13 protein-coding genes are annotated in these 15,401 nt (G+C 52.7%); 10 read left to right on the top strand and 3 right to left on the bottom strand.

Annotated features, from left to right (window positions below; translation table 11 throughout):
- Positions 1 to 10: 10 nt before the first annotated feature.
- Positions 11 to 1,711: a nitrate/nitrite two-component system sensor histidine kinase NarQ gene (narQ, locus tag FQZ95_RS05820; RefSeq protein WP_160529985.1), complete on the bottom strand. Its 1,701-nt coding sequence runs from the start codon at positions 1,709 to 1,711 to the stop codon at positions 11 to 13.
- Positions 1,712 to 1,916: 205 nt separating this feature from the next.
- Here narQ and aegA point away from each other — a divergent pair, with 205 nt between their 5' ends.
- From aegA to FQZ95_RS05835, 3 genes are all read left to right on the top strand, one after another.
- A complete protein-coding gene (gene aegA / locus FQZ95_RS05825; protein ID WP_160529986.1) occupies positions 1,917 to 3,896 on the top strand; it encodes a formate-dependent uric acid utilization protein AegA in 1,980 nt (659 codons plus the stop codon).
- Positions 3,897 to 3,963: 67 nt separating this feature from the next.
- Complete coding sequence (nudK, locus tag FQZ95_RS05830; protein WP_160529987.1) at positions 3,964 to 4,539, top strand: GDP-mannose pyrophosphatase NudK; 576 nt, start codon at positions 3,964 to 3,966, stop codon at positions 4,537 to 4,539.
- A gap of 125 nt (positions 4,540 to 4,664) precedes the next feature.
- A complete protein-coding gene (locus tag FQZ95_RS05835) occupies positions 4,665 to 5,708 on the top strand; it encodes a DUF1176 domain-containing protein (RefSeq protein WP_115739217.1) in 1,044 nt (347 codons plus the stop codon).
- A gap of 128 nt (positions 5,709 to 5,836) precedes the next feature.
- Here the strand turns inward: FQZ95_RS05835 and tkt are convergent, their stop codons facing one another.
- Positions 5,837 to 7,840, bottom strand: a complete 2,004-nt coding sequence (gene tkt, locus FQZ95_RS05840) for a transketolase (protein ID WP_160529988.1) — start codon at positions 7,838 to 7,840, stop codon at positions 5,837 to 5,839.
- Positions 7,841 to 7,859: 19 nt separating this feature from the next.
- A complete protein-coding gene (gene tal, locus FQZ95_RS05845; protein ID WP_001003725.1) occupies positions 7,860 to 8,810 on the bottom strand; it encodes a transaldolase in 951 nt (316 codons plus the stop codon).
- 287 nt (positions 8,811 to 9,097) lie between these two features.
- On the opposite strand from tal, the gene maeB reads away from it, so the two are divergent.
- The 7 genes from maeB (at position 9,098) to eutM (ending at position 15,317) form a co-directional block, all read left to right on the top strand.
- Positions 9,098 to 11,377 carry an NADP-dependent oxaloacetate-decarboxylating malate dehydrogenase gene (maeB, locus tag FQZ95_RS05850; RefSeq protein WP_000342645.1) on the top strand — a complete coding sequence of 760 codons (2,280 nt, stop codon included), beginning with the start codon at positions 9,098 to 9,100 and terminating at the stop codon, positions 11,375 to 11,377.
- Between the two features lie 291 nt (positions 11,378 to 11,668).
- Positions 11,669 to 12,004 (top strand): ethanolamine utilization microcompartment protein EutS, encoded by a 336-nt coding sequence (gene eutS, locus FQZ95_RS05855; RefSeq protein ID WP_000356956.1) that lies wholly within the window; start codon positions 11,669 to 11,671, stop codon positions 12,002 to 12,004.
- 12 nt (positions 12,005 to 12,016) lie between these two features.
- A complete protein-coding gene (gene eutP / locus FQZ95_RS05860) occupies positions 12,017 to 12,496 on the top strand; it encodes an ethanolamine utilization acetate kinase EutP (protein WP_032184851.1) in 480 nt (159 codons plus the stop codon).
- Positions 12,471 to 13,172, top strand: a complete 702-nt coding sequence (eutQ, locus tag FQZ95_RS05865; RefSeq protein WP_000733930.1) for an ethanolamine utilization acetate kinase EutQ — start codon at positions 12,471 to 12,473, stop codon at positions 13,170 to 13,172. The genes eutP and eutQ overlap by 26 nt, the downstream gene beginning before the upstream one ends.
- Positions 13,169 to 13,972 (top strand): ethanolamine utilization cob(I)yrinic acid a,c-diamide adenosyltransferase EutT, encoded by an 804-nt coding sequence (gene eutT / locus FQZ95_RS05870; protein ID WP_105271474.1) that lies wholly within the window; start codon positions 13,169 to 13,171, stop codon positions 13,970 to 13,972. Before eutQ ends, eutT begins: the two co-directional genes overlap by 4 nt.
- On the top strand, positions 13,969 to 14,985 hold the full coding sequence (gene pta, locus FQZ95_RS05875; RefSeq protein ID WP_160529989.1) for a phosphate acetyltransferase: 1,017 nt from the start codon (positions 13,969 to 13,971) through the stop codon (positions 14,983 to 14,985). Before eutT ends, pta begins: the two co-directional genes overlap by 4 nt.
- 38 nt (positions 14,986 to 15,023) lie before the next feature.
- Positions 15,024 to 15,317, top strand: coding sequence for an ethanolamine utilization microcompartment protein EutM (gene eutM, locus FQZ95_RS05880; protein ID WP_000387713.1), 294 nt, complete (start codon positions 15,024 to 15,026; stop codon positions 15,315 to 15,317).
- Positions 15,318 to 15,401: the final 84 nt, after the last annotated feature.

Here is a 15,401-nt window from a genome sequence, read left to right on the forward strand (position 1 = left end):
GTAGGTGGCATTACATTAGCTGGCTTTCCTCACCTTCCGCAGAGCGAAAGCTAATACTTACTAACGTGCCGCCACCGGAAGGTTGTGAAAAAGTCAGCGTTCCACCCAGTCGTTCCGCGCGTTCGCGCATAATATTCAGACCATAGTGACCTTCGGGTTCTTTCGGTTCTCCGATGCCAATCCCGTTATCACGGATATAGACTGTGTGATTGCCGTCCGGCGCGGTGACGCAGCTGACGGCAATTTCGGTGGCGTTGGCGTGCTTCATCGCATTGAGTACCGCTTCGCGAATAATTTGCAACAAATGCACCTGCATTTGCGCATCCAGCGCCAGTGTTGGCAGACGGCAGTCGAGAGTCAGTTTTGCGCTGGTTTGATTTTGTAACGTATCCAGCATTTCCCGCAACGCGGAGGGAAGATCCGCTTGCTGCAGCGTCAGGCGGAACGTGGTCAACAGCTCGCGTAACTGTCGATAAGCATCATTCAATGCCTGGGAGAAATCGGCCATGATATTTTGTGCGGTGGCGTTATCTTCCGGTATCGAACGTTTAAGTAACGTCAACTGGATACGTAAGTAAGAAAGCACCTGGGCCAGCGAATCATGTAATTCCCGTGCGATGGTGGCACGTTCTTCCATCAACAGTAACTGCTGAAAATGCTTCTGCGCCTGATTAAAGTACAAACCGCGCCCCAGCATCGACGAAACGCTGTTAAGCAGCGGTTCTGATGATGACACGTGGCTATTTTGCCAGTGCAGTTCGCCGTAAACCGTCTCTTGCATCGTTACCGGTAAAATCTGCATCGGCAATTCGGGGTTTGGTTTCCCTTCACTAATCCGCCAGTTTTCACCGACATTCAATTCCAGATATTCAGCCGCTTCATTGTCGCGAACAATCTGCAAAATATGGCGGAAACAATGCACATCTATCTGGCTGGTGTTCAGCGCCTGCGAACACTGATACAACACCTCCAGGCGACGCTTGGCCTCGTGGAGATCACGGGTTTTTTCTTCTACTGAAGCTTCCAGCGAACGATACAATTTATGCAGCTCGCTCGACATCTGGTTAAAGGTTTTGGCCAACAGTCCCAGCTCATTGGGCAGACTGGTATCCAGCGGCGGCGAATCGAACTGGCCGTGTTCAATACGCTGACTGGCGGTAACCAGCTGATTCAGCGGGGCAACCACCTGATGGCGTATGCGGCGCAGAGTAAAAAAGACCAGCGTGAAAATACCGATGCCGCCAGCCAGGGAGATCGCCACCACCAGCAGCATTTTGCGTTCGGCGTAGTGCTGTAAAGCCAGCACGAACAGGTCTATCTGATTAACATAATTATTAATATTGGCCTGATACCACGGCAAATCGCCCTTGCTGAGCCGATTATTCATCTCCAGCCAGTTGGCATTCAGATGCGCATAGCGGGTTTTTACTGCCTCTGGCACATACCAGACGTTGAGATTGGTTAACACCGGTGAGTGCAGTGCCTGTTGGAACAGCTGGCGATGCGCATTGAGTTGTGGACTGCCGCTTTGCAAGTCGTAGCCCAGGCGGTAACTCTGCATACGCAACGATCCGGCAATATTGATAGCCTCAGCGTCGCGCAAACTGCTCGCCAGCGTTAGCAGAGCGATACCCGTGGAAAGAATCGACAGCAGCACAATGTAAAAAAAGGCCCGGGCCAGACTGGCCGAGACGGGGCGTTTAACAATCACACGCGTCTTCTCCACATAAAATCATTAATGTTCCAGTTTGCTGAAATGCAATTTAATCAGTGATGGGATTATTTGATCTGCCACAGTTTATAGCGAAATAGTGACTTATTCTGGGCACATGAACATTGCCGATTCCCCTGTAAGTCGGGTAATAACAACACTCATATAAAGAATAAGGTTTTTACAACCAAAAAAGAAGGTCGTTATGAATCGTTTTATTATGGCCAACAGTCAGCAATGTCTGGGTTGTCATGCTTGTGAAATCGCCTGTGTCATGGCTCACAATGATGAGCAACATGTCCTGAGCCAACACCATTTTCATCCCCGAATTACGGTTATCAAACATCAGCAGCAACGTAGTGCGGTGACCTGTCACCATTGCGAAGATGCGCCCTGCGCCCGTAGTTGCCCTAATGGCGCGATCAGCCATGTTGATGACAGCATTCAGGTCAATCAGCAAAAGTGTATTGGCTGTAAATCCTGCGTGGTAGCTTGTCCATTTGGTACGATGCAAATCGTCCTGACACCCGTCGCGGCAGGCAAAGTTAAAGCCACGGCGCATAAATGCGACCTTTGTGCAGGTCGCGAAAGTGGTCCTGCCTGTGTCGAGAATTGTCCGGCGGACGCTCTGCAACTGGTCACTGACGCCGCACTTTCCGGCATAGCGAAATCTCGCCGCCTGCGCACCGCACGTCAGGAGCATCAACCGTGGCATGCCAGTACTGGGGCACCAGAAATGCCGGCGATGAGTAAAGTCGAGCAAATGCAGGCAACCCCCGCGCGAGGCGAGCCGGATAAACTGGCGATTGAAGCGCGCAAAACTGGTTTTGATGAAATTTATCTGCCATTTCGCGCCGACCAGGCACAACGGGAAGCCTCGCGTTGCCTGAAGTGCGGCGAGCACAGCGTTTGTGAATGGACCTGCCCTCTGCATAACCACATTCCGCAGTGGATAGAGCTGGTGAAAGCCGGAAATATCGACGCCGCCGTCGAGCTTTCTCACCAGACCAACACCCTGCCAGAAATTACCGGACGCGTTTGTCCGCAAGACCGTCTGTGCGAAGGAGCCTGCACCATTCGCGATGAGCACGGAGCGGTAACTATCGGCAACATCGAACGCTACATTTCGGATCAGGCGTTGGCGAAAGGTTGGCGTCCTGACTTAAGCCATGTCACCAAAGTGGATAAGCGGGTGGCGATTATCGGTGCAGGTCCGGCAGGGCTAGCCTGTGCGGATGTTCTGATCCGCAATGGCGTGGAGGTGACGGTGTATGATCGCCATCCAGAAATCGGTGGCCTGCTCACCTTCGGCATTCCTTCTTTCAAACTGGATAAGTCCCTGCTGGCGCGTCGCCGGGAAATCTTCAGCGCGATGGGGATTCACTTCGAACTCAATTGTGAAGTGGGTAAAGATGTCTCTTTGGATTCGCTTTTGGAACAATACGACGCGGTCTTCGTTGGCGTAGGCACTTACCGTTCCATGAAAGCGGGTTTACCTAATGAAGATGCGCCGGGCGTTTATGACGCGCTGCCATTCCTCATCGCCAACACTAAACAGGTGATGGGACTTGAAGAGTTACCTGAAGAGCCGTTTATCAATACCGCCGGACTCAATGTCGTGGTACTGGGCGGTGGCGACACCGCGATGGACTGTGTGCGTACCGCGCTGCGCCATGGCGCGAGTAACGTCACCTGTGCTTATCGTCGTGATGAAGCTAACATGCCTGGCTCGAAGAAGGAGGTGAAGAACGCCCGCGAAGAGGGGGCAAACTTCGAATTTAACGTCCAGCCGGTGGCGCTTGAGCTGAATGAGCAAGGTCATGTTTGCGGAATTCGTTTCCTGTGTACGTGTCTTGGCGAGCCGGATGCCCAGGGGCGTCGGCGTCCGGTGCCGGTGGAAGGCAGTGAGTTTGTGATGCCAGCCGATGCGGTGATCATGGCATTTGGTTTTAATCCTCATGGTATGCCGTGGCTGGAGTCGCACGGTGTAACGGTAGATAAATGGGGCCGCATCGTAGCGGACGTTGAAAGCCAGTACCGTTACCAGACCACGAATCCGAAAATCTTCGCAGGTGGCGATGCCGTGCGTGGTGCGGATCTGGTGGTTACCGCAATGGCAGAAGGACGTCATGCGGCACAGGGGATCATTGACTGGCTGGGGATAAAATCAGTCAAATCTCACTAATAGCCTGCGCAGACAAATCCGGCTTCACAGCGTAAGATAATTGTTCATTTCGCGCTGTGGAGTCGGTATGACGCAACAAATCACCCTCATCAAAGACAAAATTCTCTCCGATAACTATTTCACCCTGCACAACATAACTTACGATCTCACGCGAAAAGATGGCGAAGTTATCCGCCATAAACGTGAAGTTTACGATCGCGGTAATGGTGCGACGATCCTCCTGTACAACGCGAAGAAAAAGACCGTGGTTCTGATTCGTCAGTTCCGCGTCGCTACCTGGGTTAATGGCAATGAAAGCGGGCAGCTGATTGAAACCTGCGCCGGGCTGCTGGATAACGACGAACCGGAAGTGTGTATTCGCAAAGAAGCGATTGAAGAGACGGGGTATGAAGTTGGCGAAGTCCGCAAATTATTTGAACTGTATATGTCGCCAGGCGGCGTGACTGAGCTAATCCACTTTTTTATCGCCGAATACAGTGACAGCCAGCGCGCTAATGCGGGCGGTGGTGTCGAAGATGAAGATATTGAAGTGCTCGAGCTGCCGTTCAGCCGGGCGCTGGAGATGATCAAAAGCGGCGAAATACGTGACGGTAAGACGGTGTTATTGCTTAACTATTTGCAAACATCACATTTAATGGACTGAAAAATAACAATAATATTTCGTTGTTTATTATTGGCTCAATCCGATAAATCCGATTGAGCCGCGCTACCTGCGCAACGAAGATACGACTTGTGCTGTTTGTTTGAACTTCTGGGGTCGTACCGTCCATGCGCTATCGCATTTTTCTTCTCTTTTTTTTCGCTTTATTGCCGACGTCTTTGGTGTGGGCGGCACCAGCGCAACGGGCATTTTCCGACTGGCAGGTCACCTGTAATAATCAAAATTTCTGTGTGGCGCGCAATACGGGCAATCATAATGGACTGGTGATGACCCTGAGCCGCAGCGCCGGGGCGCATACCGATGCCGTTTTACGTATTGAGCGCGGCGGGTTGAAGTCGCCGGATGCGTCAGAAGGGGAGATAGCGCCACGGCTGCTGTTAGATGGCGAGCCGTTGGCGTTAAGTGGTGACAAGTGGCGGATTTCACCATGGTTATTAGTAACCGATGATACGGCAACCATCACCGCGTTTTTGCAGATGATTCAGGAAGGGAAGGCGATCACCTTACGCGACGGCAATCAGACCATTTCTCTGAGTGGCTTAAAAGCGGCGTTGTTGTTTATAGATGCTCAGCAAAAGCGCCTCGGCAGTGAAACCGCCTGGATAAAGAAAGGGGACGAACCGCCGCTCAGCGTACCGCCAGCACCTGCGCTAAAAGAGGTCGCGGTAGTGAACCCGACGCCGACCCCTCTTTCTCGTGAAGAACGTAACGATTTGCTGGATTACGGTAACTGGCGGATGAATGGTCTGCGCTGTTCGCTTGATCCGTTGCGTCGTGAAGTGAGCGTTACGGCGCTGACCGACGATAAAGCATTAATGATGATTAGCTGTGAAGCAGGCGCGTATAACACCATTGATCTTGCGTGGATTGTGTCGCGTAAAAAGCCACTGGCCTCGCGCCCGGTACGGTTGCGTTTACCGTTCAACAACGGTCAGGAGACCAATGAACTGGAACTGATGAACGCAACATTCGATGAAAAATCGCGTGAACTGGTGACCTTAGCGAAAGGGCGCGGATTAAGCGATTGTGGCATTCAGGCGCGCTGGCGCTTTGACGGTCAGCGTTTTCGCCTGGTGCGTTACGCTGCAGAACCCACCTGCGATAACTGGCATGGACCAGACGCCTGGCCCACGTTGTGGATCACCCGTTAAACATAATAGCGGGAACATGTCAGCCTGATAAGACGCGCCAGGCCGGATAAGACGCGGTAGGCCGGATAAGACGCGTCAGCGTCGCATCCGGCAATCAGCATCCGGCAATCAGCATCCGGCGATCACCATCAGGCACCTTTCACTCCCAGTACCTTATGCGCTTTTGCCACAATATTCTCGGCGGTAAAGCCAAAGAACGGGAACAGCTTATCCGCAGGAGCAGATTCCCCATAACCCGTCATCCCGACAATTGCCCCTTTCAGACCAACATATTTGTACCAGTAATCGGCGATGCCTGCTTCCACCGCCACGCGAGCCGCAACGTTAGAAGGCAACACAGACTCCCGATATTCCTCATCCTGGGCGTCGAAAATATCGGTCGAGGGCAGGGAAACTACGCGTACATTGCGACCTTCTCCCGCTAATTTCTCCGCTGCTAGCAAGGTGATTTCCATCTCTGAACCAGTGGCAATCAAAATAATATCCGGCTTGCCGCCGCTGTCTTTCAACACATAACCACCGCGGGCAATCTCTTTTACCTGATCTGGCGTACGTTCCACCTGGGCCAGATTCTGTCTTGAGAGGATCAGCGCCGTCGGCCCGTTGTGACGCTCGACCGCCAGCTTCCAGCCCACCGCAGCTTCCACCTGATCACACGGTCGCCAGGTGCTAAAATTCGGCGTCAAGCGCAGACTGGCCAGTTGCTCAACGGCCTGGTGGGTCGGACCATCTTCCCCTAAGCCAATTGAGTCGTGGGTATAAACCATAATCTGCCGCGCTTTCATCAGTGCCGCCATCCGCGCGGCGTTACGAGCGTATTCAACAAACATCAGGAACGTCGCGGTATACGGCACGAAGCCGCCGTGGTGCGCAATGCCATTGGCGATAGCGGTCATACCAAATTCACGCACCCCGTAGTGAATATAGTTGCCCGCCGGATCTTCCTTCAGCGATACAGAACCTTTCCAGATGGTGAGGTTACTGGGAGCCAGATCCGCCGAACCGCCAAGCAGTTCAGGCAGCATTGGCCCGTAAGCGTTAAGCGTATTTTGCGAAGCCTTACGGGTAGCGATCTTCGCAGGATTCGCCTGCAACTCATTGATATATTTCTGCGTCGTTTTCTCCCAGTCTTTCGGTAAACCACCGCTCATCCGGCGAGTAAACTCTTCTGCCAGTTGCGGATGAGCCTTTTTATACGCGGCAAACTTCTCATTCCATCTCTGCTGCGCTTTTTCGCCTTTTTCGCGGGCATCCCAGGCGTGATAAATCTCTTTGGGGATCTCAAATGGCGGATGGTGCCAGCCCAGTTTCTGTCGAGCCAGCGCCACCTCTTCTTCACCCAGCGGTGCGCCGTGCGCCTCTTCTTTACCTGCTTTATTCGGTGAACCAAAGCCAATCACCGTACGGCAGATAATCAGCGATGGCTTATCTTTTACGCTTTGCGCTTCAAGAATCGCTTCCTTCACCGCCTGCGGATCGTGACCGTCGATTTCATGGATCACATGCCAGTGATAGGCTTCAAAACGTTTTGCCGTATCGTCGGTAAACCAGCCTTCGGTTTCACCGTCGATGGAAATACCATTGTGATCGTAAAAACCAATCAGCTTGCCCAGCCCCAGCGTGCCCGCCAGCGAACAGACTTCGTGAGAAATACCTTCCATCAGGCAGCCGTCGCCCATAAACACATAGGTGAAGTGATCGATAATTTCATGATCCGGCTGGTTAAACTGCGCCGCCAGTGTACGTTCTGCTATCGCCAGTCCGACCGCGTTCGCCAAACCTTGTCCAAGTGGACCGGTGGTGGTTTCAACACCAGGCGTATAGCCAATCTCCGGGTGACCAGGGGTTTTCGAATGCAACTGACGGAAGTTCTTTAGCTCTTCCAGCGGCAGGTCGTAACCGGTCAGATGAAGCAAACTGTAGAGCAGCATCGACGCGTGACCGTTGGAGAGAATAAAGCGGTCGCGATCATACCAGGTTGGATCGGTGGGGTTATGTTTAAGAAAATCGTTCCACAGCACTTCGGCAATATCGGCCATGCCCATCGGCGCGCCGGGATGACCAGAATTGGCTTTTTGCACCGCATCCATACTGAGCGCGCGAATCGCATTGGCAAGGTCTTTTCGGGACATATAACACTCCGTGGCTGGTTTATAGTTTGACGGCAAGAAGATCTTCCAGTTTGCGTTGATCAACGGCGAACAGGCGGATGCCTTCAGAGAGTTTTTCTACTGCCATTGCATCCTGATTGTGCTCCCAACGGAACTCCGCTTCGCTCATCGGGGCTGGGCGTGGGAACGTCTGAGAAGGCGGGATTAATTTACGCACTACTGGAGAAACTTTTTCCTGCAACTCCTTCAGCAAATTCGGCGCAATAGTCAGTCGATCGCAGCCGGTTAAGGCGAGGATTTGTTCGGTGCGACGGAAGCTCGCGCCCATTACAATGGTTTCGTAGTGGTGTTGCTTATAGTAGTCGTAGATATTGCGCACTGACTTAACGCCCGGATCTTCTTCCACCACATACGGGTCCATCGGCTTACGCGCCTGATACCAGTCATAAATACGCCCGACAAACGGCGAAATCAGAAAAACGCCTGCTTCTGCACAGGCCCGCGCCTGAGCAAAAGAAAACAGTAGCGTCAGGTTGCAGTTAATACCTTCTTTTTCCAGTTCTTCTGCCGCGCGAATTCCTTCCCAGGTTGAAGCCAGCTTGATCAGAATACGTGATTTCTCAACGCCTTGTTGCTGATACAAGTCCACCAAATGGCGCGCCTTCTCAATACTTTTTTCTTTATCAAAAGAGAGGCGTGCATCAACTTCTGTTGACACGCGACCGGGTACGATTTTGAGAATTTCAGTACCGAAATTGACCGCCAGTTTGTCACATGCAGCGACCACCTGTTGTTCCTGGGTCTTGCCATTTTTTTTACCCCAGGCGATAGCATCGTCTATTAAATGCTCATATTGTGATAATCCGGCAGCCTTGAGTAACAGCGAAGGATTGGTGGTGGCATCCTGGGGATGATAATGGCGAATGGACTCAATATCACCACTGTCTGCCACGACAGTGGTGAACTGTTTGATGCCGTCTAACTCGTTCATAGGAAATACTCCTTGAAAAGTAAAGTGTTAGATGAGTGCGTTAATTCACACTTCTGAGAAATTTCGCTAAACGCATCAAAAAAGCATAGCAGACAGGCATGGTATTGCTGGATTAAGCAGGTAACATCAGTGTTATAGGATTATTACCAAAACATTATGTTAATGGTGAGAGTTTGGACTTGCTCAAAGTCTGTAGGCTCCGGCAAGGTAATAATGTGCGCCACGTTGTGGGCAAGGCTGTTGCTCACACACTTTATTTGTGAACGTTACGTGAAAGGAACAACCAAATGGATGACCAGTTAAAACAAAGTGCACTTGATTTCCATGAATTTCCAGTTCCAGGGAAAATCCAGGTTTCTCCAACCAAGCCTCTGGCAACGCAGCGCGATCTGGCGCTGGCCTACTCACCAGGCGTTGCCGCACCTTGTCTAGAAATCGAAAAAGACCCGTTAAAAGCCTACAAATATACCGCTCGTGGTAACCTGGTGGCGGTGATCTCTAACGGTACGGCGGTGCTGGGGTTAGGCAACATTGGCGCGCTGGCAGGCAAACCGGTGATGGAAGGCAAGGGCGTTCTGTTTAAGAAATTCGCCGGGATTGATGTATTTGACATTGAAGTTGATGAACTTGACCCGGACAAATTTATTGAAGTCGTCGCTGCGCTCGAACCGACCTTCGGCGGCATCAACCTCGAAGACATTAAAGCGCCAGAATGTTTCTATATTGAACAGAAACTGCGCGAGCGGATGAATATTCCAGTATTCCACGACGATCAGCACGGCACGGCAATTATCAGCACTGCAGCCATCCTCAACGGATTGCGCGTGGTGGAGAAAAACATCTCCGACGTGCGGATGGTGGTTTCCGGCGCGGGTGCAGCAGCAATTGCCTGTATGAACCTGCTGGTGGCGCTGGGGCTGCAAAAACATAACATCGTGGTTTGTGATTCAAAAGGCGTTATCTATCAGGGCCGTGAGCCAAATATGGCGGAAACCAAAGCCGCATATGCGGTGGTAGATGACGGCAAACGTACCCTCGATGATGTAATTGAAGGCGCGGATATTTTCCTGGGCTGTTCCGGCCCGAAAGTGCTGACCCAGGAAATGGTTAAGAAAATGGCTCGTGCGCCGATGATCCTGGCGCTTGCGAACCCGGAACCAGAAATTCTGCCGCCGCTGGCGAAAGAAGTGCGTCCGGATGCCATCATCTGTACCGGCCGTTCCGACTACCCGAACCAGGTTAATAACGTGCTTTGCTTCCCATTCATCTTCCGTGGCGCGTTGGACGTTGGTGCAACAGCCATCAACGAGGAAATGAAACTGGCGGCGGTACGCGCGATTGCAGAACTGGCCCATGCGGAACAGAGCGAAGTCGTTGCTTCGGCGTATGGCGATCAAGATCTGAGCTTCGGTCCGGAATACATCATTCCAAAACCGTTTGATCCGCGTTTGATCGTTAAGATCGCTCCTGCGGTCGCTAAAGCGGCGATGGAGTCGGGTGTGGCGACGCGTCCGATTGCTGATTTCGACGTCTACATCGACAAGCTGACTGAGTTCGTTTACAAAACCAACCTGTTTATGAAGCCGATTTTCTCCCAGGCCCGCAAAGCGCCGAAGCGCGTTGTTTTGCCGGAAGGGGAAGAGGCTCGCGTTCTGCATGCTACTCAGGAACTGGTGACTCTGGGACTGGCGAAACCGATCCTTATCGGTCGTCCGAACGTGATCGAAATGCGCATTCAAAAACTGGGCTTGCAGATCAAAGCGGGCGTTGATTTTGAGATCGTCAATAACGAATCCGATCCGCGTTTTAAAGAATACTGGACCGAATACTTCCAGATCATGAAGCGCCGTGGTGTAACTCAGGAGCAGGCACAGCGGGCGCTGATCAGTAACCCGACAGTGATCGGCGCGATCATGGTTCAGCGTGGCGAAGCCGATGCAATGATTTGCGGTACGGTGGGTGATTATCATGAACACTTCAGCGTGGTGAAAAATGTCTTTGGTTATCGCGATGGCGTTCACACCGCAGGTGCAATGAACGCGCTGCTATTGCCGAGTGGTAACACTTTTATTGCCGATACCTACGTCAATGACGAGCCAGACGCAGAAGAGCTGGCGGAGATCACCTTGATGGCGGCAGAAACTGTTCGTCGTTTTGGTATTGAGCCGCGTGTGGCTCTGTTGTCACACTCCAACTTTGGTTCTTCTGACTGCCCGTCGTCGAGCAAAATGCGTCAAGCGCTGGAACTGGTCAGGGAGCGTGCGCCAGAACTGATGATTGATGGTGAAATGCACGGCGATGCAGCGCTGGTGGAAGCGATTCGCAGCGATCGTATGCCGGACAGCCCTTTGAAAGGTTCCGCCAATATTCTGGTGATGCCGAACATGGAAGCTGCCCGTATTAGTTACAACTTACTGCGCGTTTCCAGCTCGGAAGGTGTGACTGTCGGTCCGGTGCTGATGGGTGTGGCGAAACCGGTTCACGTGTTAACACCAATCGCATCCGTACGTCGTATCGTCAACATGGTGGCGCTGGCCGTGGTTGAAGCGCAAACCCAACCGCTGTAATTCATTCTTAACTCTCACGCTTACCCTGAATATTCAGGGTAAGCGGTTTTACTGCAATATATTAGTAAAGCTTATTACTAAGTTTTCGAGTAATAAAAAAGCAGCATATAAACTATCTCGATATTATTTTATTTATATTCATGCGTTGCATATGAAAGTTTATGCATCACAGTAAATATCTCTCCATTCTTAGTGATCTACCTCACCTTTTAAACGCGCTTGCCGAATTTTGTTATTTACTCTGACGAAAAATTGTCACGATACACGCAAGTTTTTCACAGGCGGCGACTCATGGATAAAGAACGCATCATTCAGGAATTTGTGCCCGGCAAACAGGTCACACTGGCGCATCTCATCGCGCATCCCGGCGAGGAACTGGCGAAGAAAATCGGCGTTCCGGATGCGGGCGCAATCGGCATTATGACGCTAACACCCGGCGAAACGGCGATGATCGCCGGTGATTTAGCGCTGAAAGCCGCCGATGTGCATATCGGTTTTCTCGACCGTTTTAGCGGCGCGCTGGTGATTTATGGCTCGGTGGGTGCAGTAGAAGAAGCGTTATCACAAACCGTCAGTGGTTTAGGTCGCTTATTAAATTATACGCTTTGTGAAATGACCAAAAGTTAATACGAGGCATTCATGAAACGAATTGCGTTTGTGGGTACCGTCGGGGCAGGAAAAACAACGTTATTTAATGCGTTGCAGGGGAATTATACCCTCGCCAGAAAAACACAGGCCGTGGAATTTAATGATAAGGGCGATATTGATACGCCGGGTGAATATTTTAGCCATCCCCGCTGGTATCACGCCTTAATTACCACGCTACAGGATGTGGACATGCTGATTTATGTCCACGGCGCGAATGACCCGGAAAGCCGATTGCCTGCCGGGTTGCTGGATATTGGTGCCAGCAAACGGCAAATCGCCGTCATCAGTAAAACGGACATGCCGGATGCTGACGTCGCAGCAACGCGAAAGTTATTGCTTGAAACTGGTTTTGAAGAGCCGATTTTCGAGCTAAACAGCCACGACCCGCAAAGCGTGCAGCAACTGGTGAATTATCTGGCATCTCTCACCGAACAGGAGGAAGCAGGTGAAAAAACTCATCACAGCGAATGATATTCGTGAAGCACATGCGCGCGGCGAACAGGCAATGTCTGTGGTTCTGCGCGCCAGCATTATTACCCCGGAAGCCCGCGAAGTGGCGGACTTGCTGGGGTTTACCATCACCGAATGCACTGAATCGACGCCAGTAGCGGCATCTGTTCCCGTCAGCGTGCCTGCCGATAAAACTGAAAGCCAGCGTATCCGCGAAACCATCATCGCCCAGCTGCCGGAAGGCCAGTTTACCGAAAGCCTGGTCGCGCAGCTGATGGAAAAAGTGATGAAGGAAAAACAGTCGCTGGAGCAGGGGGCAATGCAGCCGAGTTTTAAATCGGTGACCGGCAAAGGCGGCATCAAAGTTATTGATGGCAGCAGCGTGAAGTTTGGTCGTTTCGATGGCGCGGAACCGCACTGCGTAGGCTTGACTGATCTCGTGACCGGAGACGACGGCAGCAGCATGGCCGCCGGTTTTATGCAGTGGGAGAACGCCTTCTTCCCGTGGACCCTGAACTACGACGAAATCGACATGGTACTGGAAGGGGAGCTTCATGTTCGCCATGAAGGCGAAACCATGATCGCTAAAGCAGGCGACGTGATGTTTATCCCGAAAGGTTCCAGCATCGAATTTGGTACGACATCCAGTGTGAAATTCCTGTATGTCGCCTGGCCGGCTAACTGGCAATCCCTATGAAAGATTTCATCACCGAAGCATGGCTAAGAGCGAACCATACGCTCAGCGAAGGCGCAGAGATCCATCTCCCTGCGGACAGTCGCCTGACGCCCTCTGCCCGGGAGTTACTGGAAAGCCGCCATCTGCGCATCAAGTTTATTGACGAGCAGGGCCGCCTGTTTGTTGACGATGAACAGCAGCAGCTACAGCCCGTTCACGTGCTGACCAGTAGTGATGAACATCCGCAGGCGTGCTGCGAACTGTGTCACCAGCCAGTGGCGAAAAAGCCGGACACGCTGACTCACCTGTCGGCGGAAAAAATGGTCGCCAAAAGCGATCCGCGTCTGGGTTTTCGCGCTGTTCTCGACAGCACCATTGCGCTGGCAGTGTGGCTGCAAATTGAACTGGCAGAACCGTGGCAGCCGTGGCTTGCGGACATCCGCTCGCGTCTTGGCAACATTATGCGCGCCGATGCGCTGGGGGAACCGCTGGCCTGCCAGGCGATTGTCGGGCTTTCTGACGAAGATCTGCATCGGCTTTCTCACCAGCCGCTGCGCTATCTTGGTCACGATCATCTGGTGCCGGAAGCCAGCCACGGACGCGATGCGGCGTTGCTGAATCTGCTACGCACCAAAGTGCGGGAAACCGAAACCGTCGCGGCGCAGGTGTTTATTACCCGTAGTTTTGAAGTATTACGCCCGGACATCTTGCAGGCGCTGAACCGCCTTTCCAGCACGGTTTACGTGATGATGATTTTGAGCGTAACGAAGCAGCCGCTAACGGTGAAGCAGATCCAACAACGACTGGGGGAAACGCAATGATTATTGAACGTTGTCGTGAACTGGCGTTGCGAGCGCCCGCCAGAGTGGTTTTTCCTGATGCGTTAGACCAACGCGTGCTGAAAGCCGCGCAATATCTGTATCAACAAAGTCTGGCGACGCCCGTTCTTATCGCCAATCCGTTTGAACTTCGCCAGTTTGCGCTCAGCCACGGCGTGGCGATGGACGGGCTACTGGTGATTGATCCTCATAGCAACCTCGCAATGCGGGAAGAATTTGCTCATCGCTGGCTGGCCCGCGCGGGCGAAAAAACGCCGCCGGATGCGCTGGAAAAACTTACCGATCCGCTGATGTTCGCCGCCGCAATGGTCAGCGCCGGTAAAGCGGATGTCTGTATCGCGGGCAACCTCTCTTCCACGGCGAATGTGCTGCGTGCCGGATTACGCATTATCGGCTTGCAGCAAGGCTGTAAAACGCTCTCCTCCATTTTCCTGATGCTGCCACAGTACAGCGGTCCAGCGTTGGGCTTTGCCGATTGCAGCGTAGTGCCACAGCCGACGGCGGCACAACTGGCGGATATCGCGCTTGCCAGCGCCGAAACCTGGCGAGCCATCACCGGAGAAGAGCCGCGCGTGGCGATGTTGTCGTTTTCCAGTAACGGCAGCGCCCGTCACCCCTGCGTTGCCAACGTGCAGCAAGCGACAGAAATCGTCCGTGAGCGCGCACCGCAGCTGGTCGTCGATGGCGAGTTGCAGTTTGACGCCGCCTTTGTGCCGGAAGTGGCGGCGCAAAAAGCGCCAGCCAGCCCGCTACAGGGCAAAGCCAATGTGATGGTTTTTCCGTCGCTGGAGGCGGGAAATATTGGCTACAAAATCGCACAACGACTTGGCGGATATCGTGCCGTCGGGCCATTGATACAAGGACTTGCCGCGCCGATGCACGATCTCTCTCGTGGTTGTAGCGTGCAGGAAATTATCGAGCTGGCGCTGGTGGCAGCTGTGCCGCGTCAGACAGAAGTGAACCGCGAAAGCAGTTTACAAACACTGGTTGAATGAACGGTCCCGTTCTGGACCCTGATAAAGAGGAAAGCACAATGGAAGCATTAGGAATGATCGAAACCCGGGGCCTGGTTGCACTGATTGAGGCTTCTGATGCGATGGTGAAAGCTGCGCGCGTCAAACTGGTTGGTGTTAAGCAGATTGGTGGCGGCCTGTGTACAGCCATGGTTCGCGGTGATGTTGCAGCCTGTAAAGCCGCGACCGATGCCGGTGCCGCAGCGGCACAGCGTATCGGTGAACTGGTATCCGTACATGTTATTCCGCGTCCGCACGGCGATCTGGAAGAGGTCTTCCCGATCGGCCTGAAAGGCGATAGCAGCAACCTGTAATCACCCTGTGTGACGTCGATCCGGGCGTCACGCTCTCTCCGTTTTCTTTTACCTTCCGCGGAGGGTAAGGAGAGCTTTTACCTG

Origin of the sequence: Escherichia sp. HH41S (assembly GCF_009820115.1) — a bacterium.
GTDB lineage: Bacteria > Pseudomonadota > Gammaproteobacteria > Enterobacterales > Enterobacteriaceae > Escherichia > Escherichia coli_F.

What these genes read in the sequence shown, in the direction of transcription:
- aegA (WP_160529986.1), top strand. Translation starts at nt 1,917, where the DNA reads ATGAATCGTTTTATTATGGCCAACAGTCAGCAATGTCTGGGTTGTCAT.
- nudK (WP_160529987.1), top strand. Translation starts at nt 3,964, where the DNA reads ATGACGCAACAAATCACCCTCATCAAAGACAAAATTCTCTCCGATAAC.
- FQZ95_RS05835 (WP_115739217.1), top strand. Translation starts at nt 4,665, where the DNA reads ATGCGCTATCGCATTTTTCTTCTCTTTTTTTTCGCTTTATTGCCGACG.
- tkt (WP_160529988.1), bottom strand. Translation starts at nt 7,840, where the DNA reads ATGTCCCGAAAAGACCTTGCCAATGCGATTCGCGCGCTCAGTATGGAT.
- tal (WP_001003725.1), bottom strand. Translation starts at nt 8,810, where the DNA reads ATGAACGAGTTAGACGGCATCAAACAGTTCACCACTGTCGTGGCAGAC.
- maeB (WP_000342645.1), top strand. Translation starts at nt 9,098, where the DNA reads ATGGATGACCAGTTAAAACAAAGTGCACTTGATTTCCATGAATTTCCA.
- eutS (WP_000356956.1), top strand. Translation starts at nt 11,669, where the DNA reads ATGGATAAAGAACGCATCATTCAGGAATTTGTGCCCGGCAAACAGGTC.
- eutP (WP_032184851.1), top strand. Translation starts at nt 12,017, where the DNA reads ATGAAACGAATTGCGTTTGTGGGTACCGTCGGGGCAGGAAAAACAACG.
- eutT (WP_105271474.1), top strand. Translation starts at nt 13,169, where the DNA reads ATGAAAGATTTCATCACCGAAGCATGGCTAAGAGCGAACCATACGCTC.
- pta (WP_160529989.1), top strand. Translation starts at nt 13,969, where the DNA reads ATGATTATTGAACGTTGTCGTGAACTGGCGTTGCGAGCGCCCGCCAGA.
- eutM (WP_000387713.1), top strand. Translation starts at nt 15,024, where the DNA reads ATGGAAGCATTAGGAATGATCGAAACCCGGGGCCTGGTTGCACTGATT.